This window comes from Acinetobacter sp. YH12249 (assembly GCF_013417475.1).
Classification (GTDB): Bacteria; Pseudomonadota; Gammaproteobacteria; order Pseudomonadales; family Moraxellaceae; genus Acinetobacter.
Window position 1 is genome coordinate 1 of the sequence record NZ_VPDX01000057.1, and the last position, 4,436, is coordinate 4,436.

Consider the following 4,436-nt stretch of genomic DNA (forward strand, 5'->3'; position numbering starts at 1 on the left):
TTTCTCAGTGACTTGTTTTACTGCTTCAATTTTGAATTCTTCAGGGTATCGTTTACTGCTCATAAGCACCTCGTTAATTAGCCATTTTATCTAACTAAAAGGTGTCTACAAAATCGGTGGCTATTCATGCTGATTGAAAGACGGCAGGTCGATCAGGAATATTTTGACCTTTCATGGAGGAATGCATGTCGTGATTATTTCGGGTAAAGAAAGAATATTTATTAAAATTCTTATTTGAAAATAGTGACCGCTATAATTGAATATCAATAAAAACATTTGATCATTGAGCCACTTTTTAGAGTGGCTTTTTAATGTCTGGATTTCTGAATTTTGTTCGAAATATGGTTACTGAATAGATCTCTTGCGAAAGTCGTTATTGCAAGTTCATCCGGTTTACCAGTGCAGCGATTAAGTTAATGCGTAAACCGAATCTTTTCCGTCTATTTCGATAGCGTTCACTTAGTATTCTAAATCTTTTCAATTGACTGTTAATGTGTTCGATTATAACTCGTATTTTTCCAATCATTTTATTGTAATTTTTCTCAGCATCAAATAAGGGTAAATTCTTCTTTTTCTTTATTGGCATCAATAATTTAAAGCCATCTTGCTCTAACCCATAGTACCCTAAATCGGTCATAACATAGTCACAATGTTTGAATTTCTTAACTGTTTTTCTTGCCAATTTAATATCATGCTGACTGCCAGACGATATATCTACTCCTATGATTTGTTTGCTCTTCGGATGATAGATCACTTGGGCTTTTAACGTATGTTTCTTCTTTTTACCACTGTAGAACTTACTCTGATTTTTTTTTCGGGCGTTCTATTAAACATTCTGTCGCATCAATAATTACCCAGTTAAATTGTTCGTCTGCTGTGGTAATGCTTCGTTTTGGCAGGGTAAAACGTCTTGATTTCGTTAATGCATCTTCAACCTTTTTAATAGTTCGATTCACATTACTTTCAGCGATATGGTAATTTGCCGCCAATTCCAATTGGGTGTTGTAGCTCCGTAAGTAATTGAGTGTTAATAATAATTGATCCTCTATAGCTAAAGTATGAGGACGCCCTAATTTCTTTTTAAGTGATTCTGCTTCTTTTAAAACTTCGACCATTTCACTAAAAACTGCTCGAGGTACACCAACCAAGCGCTGGAATTCAGAATCTGAAAAACGATTTAATTTCTGATATTTCATGAAATCTATATTGAGGCAGTTTTTACTTTCGCAAGAGGTCTAATAGATCTGTATTTCATATTCTAGCTTCGTACTAATAGATAGAATGTTGATCAATTTATATAGATAATAAATATAAAAATTATTTAAAAAAGGAACAAATATTGCTTCTTGAAAGTATAGTTTTTGCTTTAGGTTCTGGATATGTATCTCTTTAAAATATGCGGCATTATTTTCCTTGTCATCCTTGCTGTTTCTCTCATGGTTTTAGGTCTTATTTATCAGGATCCTTTATTTGCTTTGATAGGGCTCTTGTTTGCTGTTTGCGCAGTATTATTATTTTCCATGATGAAGGAAAGTCTTGCTGACTTTTAGATCACTCATTTCGTTTAAAAGCTTAAAGATTTGGACTAGAGATCAAGGTGAATAGCAGGATGATAGTCATCAATATTATGCACCGAGATGGAATCAACAATTTAGAAAAATAATTGTGTTGAAAAGTCTTTGGATTAATCAGTGTAATAAGGAAGACTTATACGGGCAACCAGTCATGTGGATTAGATTGATAAGATGATCTGATAATACACTCATTGCTGGGTGCTATTTTGCAGAAGTTCATCGAAAGATGGGCTTTTTTGTTACCTAAAATAAAGCTTTATCAAGTTCATACTAGAAATTATTGACTCCAAAGATCACAATTTAGACTTTTTATATATGGATATATATTTAATTTCTATATATATTTATATTTGTCATGAATTGGCTATTGTTTGACCGTTGTACATTTCGTCAACAATCCTGAATCAGCGCAAAATGATAAAGGGGAAGAGCCCACAGCAATGTGGGCTTTTTTATTGCCTAAAGAAAAGTTTGGCTTAATTTCTTACTAGGTATCTGGCTTGAATAGCTTAGCTAAGTAATAGATCTGGTCAAAGAGACTGAGATTAACTAGAAATTTGAATAAGTGACTTATTTCTATTTTATCGGTCAATATGATTGTTAATCATCGACTTAATATCAAAGTGTGATTGACTGCATACAATATTTTCATTAACCTATAATTAAAGAAGAGGGTAGCACCTAGTTCTGTGAAGAGGCTATTTTTACATCAATAGGTATGATAGATTAGGGTTCTGGCGGCAACTGCCTATGCGGATCAGTTTAGCAGGACCTTCCTGTGACACTCCCGACTTTGGAAACGTTGCTATGAAGAAGCTCATCGAAAGGTGGGCTTTTTTGTATCTATAAACTTTTAAAAATTAAAACCAGTTGAAATACATTTTTTGTACATCGTAATGACAAGGGTTCATTTATCTTTATTAGTTGAAGTTAAACCACTGGACATTGTTATGGTCCAAGAGATCTTTGACTTTATTTATGATGAAGCCATAAAGGAGTATGAGCCATCAAAAGATGAAATAGTCAATAAGCTGAAGTTTTTTTCAATAACTCTGCGATTGTTTGCAGAGCTGAGGAATGAAGATGCTTGTATTGAAATCAATACTTTGACTGTCATATTTGAATACAGATTAAAATCTACATCTTATTGGGTATTTGATATACCTGAAATAGAGGATAAAAGCCAATTTATGGACTGGCTGTCTTCTGAATTAAATAAATTGTTATGACAGTGCAAAATCCATTAAAACTCAAAGAATATGCATCTTTCTGTGTTAGGGTGTTGTTATTCTTCCCATGTTGAAGAATATGAGTCATGGGTCTAATTCTTCTTGTCATTATTGTTTTAATAACATTCTTTGTAATGGTAAAATCCACCCAACACAAGTCTGGCGGAAAGTTTAAAGAAATGACTAAAAATAAATTTGGTCATAAAATTTCCAGTGCAATTGAATTTCAGCACCCCATAATTGAAATAGTTGGTCCTCAACTTGATAGTTCTGTCAGTAAAGTGGTTAACGCTCTCTTGATTATGGATACTACAAATACTGAATATAATTATGCAATTATGGTGATTATAGGTGATATTCAAGTAGGTTATCTAAGTGATGAAGATGCTGAAAAATTTCTCAAAATTTTAAAGGATAAGCGTCTATATGAAGATACTGGAATTGAGGTAAAAGCATTGATTTATGGAGATTGGGGTAATATTGATCAAATTGCAAACTTTAAAATTAATTTGAATCTTCCTAAAAATTTTGAAGAATCAGAAATTAAATAACTGGATTTACTAACTAGTCTCCTTGTGGAGATTTTTTATTAACAATTGTCAATTTATACATTAAAATTTGTCTGACAAAAAACTAAATAACACTTAATACAAACAAGCAAAAACTATTTGCTTATACACCCTATACCTTTAAAACTTAGTTTAAGTGCTACTTTAAAGGTGCTCCATGAATAATGATGAACTAGCTAAAAACTATAACGACGTGTTAAAGAAGCCTACCCGCTTAACTTCCCCAGGTTAAGCGGGTTATTTTTTGTCTGGAAAAAAGTATGCTCCGATTACTATTCTGCTTATTCTGCCTATATGGTGCGACTGAGATTAGCGACGGCAAGAAAGAATGCCGGGATTGTTTGAAAAAAGTTTAATTTAGAATGATAAATTTTTTTTATTGTCAATGAGTTAAGTATTATGTACTATTTGATTTTTCAATAATAATAGGCTAATAATTGGTTTGAATTTTGACTTAACGGGCTGGTTATGAGCACACATACAATGTATTCACACAACTGATTACTTAATATCAGTTATCAATTCTAATGTTATTAATTTTAATAACCCATATTTTGAATTCAAAGAGGCGCGAAAGGAGATGAGCGCTAAAACTCTTGTTGAGGTGGAGCGCTACTATCAATACTCAGCTATCGACCTAACTATCACCCAAGTCAATGGATGGGTTGAGTTTAAAGCAAAGTTAAAATCATAGCCGAACGTATTACGGCAAACTAAACCTCTTACATTCTAAATGTTGAGGGGTTTTTCTTTTCTTATTGGTGAGCCCATGATAGACAAAGTACAAGCTAAATAAGGCTCAGATTTTGTAACGTTAAGCTGTCTAAATGTCAGAACCTCAGTCATTTTAATTCTTAGAACCATCAAATGATTACGATTGATAAGCTCATGATTGAACTAAAAGAATAAATTAAGAATTTAGGTAATGTATTAAGTTACCCGAATCCTGCTTAAGCCGATGACTTCATAATTTGAATTGTTGGCTTATTTTTATGGATCAGTTGATATGCACACAAGGACGCGTAAATCCCTCCTAGAAATCCATGAACACTACGTGCTTTGCT

The 4,436-nt window shown here is 32.8% G+C and carries 3 protein-coding genes and 1 pseudogene; 2 read left to right on the forward strand and 2 right to left on the reverse strand.

Features of this window, described 5'->3' with window-relative positions:
* Window positions 1–373: 373 nt before the first annotated feature.
* A protein-coding gene (locus tag FTV25_RS15620) for an IS5 family transposase (protein ID WP_180004492.1) occupies window positions 374–1,196 on the reverse strand; the annotation gives its coding sequence in 2 pieces (ribosomal slippage) (window positions 374–814 and window positions 816–1,196; 822 coding nt in all).
* A gap of 1,328 nt (window positions 1,197–2,524) precedes the next feature.
* Between FTV25_RS15620 and FTV25_RS15625 the strand changes: the two genes are divergently transcribed.
* Together FTV25_RS15625 and FTV25_RS15630 are read left to right on the forward strand one after the other, a co-directional pair.
* The gene (locus FTV25_RS15625) at window positions 2,525–2,803 is read left to right on the forward strand and encodes a hypothetical protein (RefSeq protein WP_180004494.1); all 279 of its coding nucleotides are present in this window, start codon (window positions 2,525–2,527) and stop codon (window positions 2,801–2,803) included.
* Between the two features lie 86 nt (window positions 2,804–2,889).
* Window positions 2,890–3,354 carry a hypothetical protein gene (locus tag FTV25_RS15630; protein ID WP_180004496.1) on the forward strand — a complete coding sequence of 155 codons (465 nt, stop codon included), beginning with the start codon at window positions 2,890–2,892 and terminating at the stop codon, window positions 3,352–3,354.
* 968 nt (window positions 3,355–4,322) lie between these two features.
* Here the strand turns inward: FTV25_RS15630 and FTV25_RS15635 are convergent.
* Window positions 4,323–4,436: pseudogene (locus FTV25_RS15635) on the reverse strand (IS982 family transposase); the annotation flags it as partial.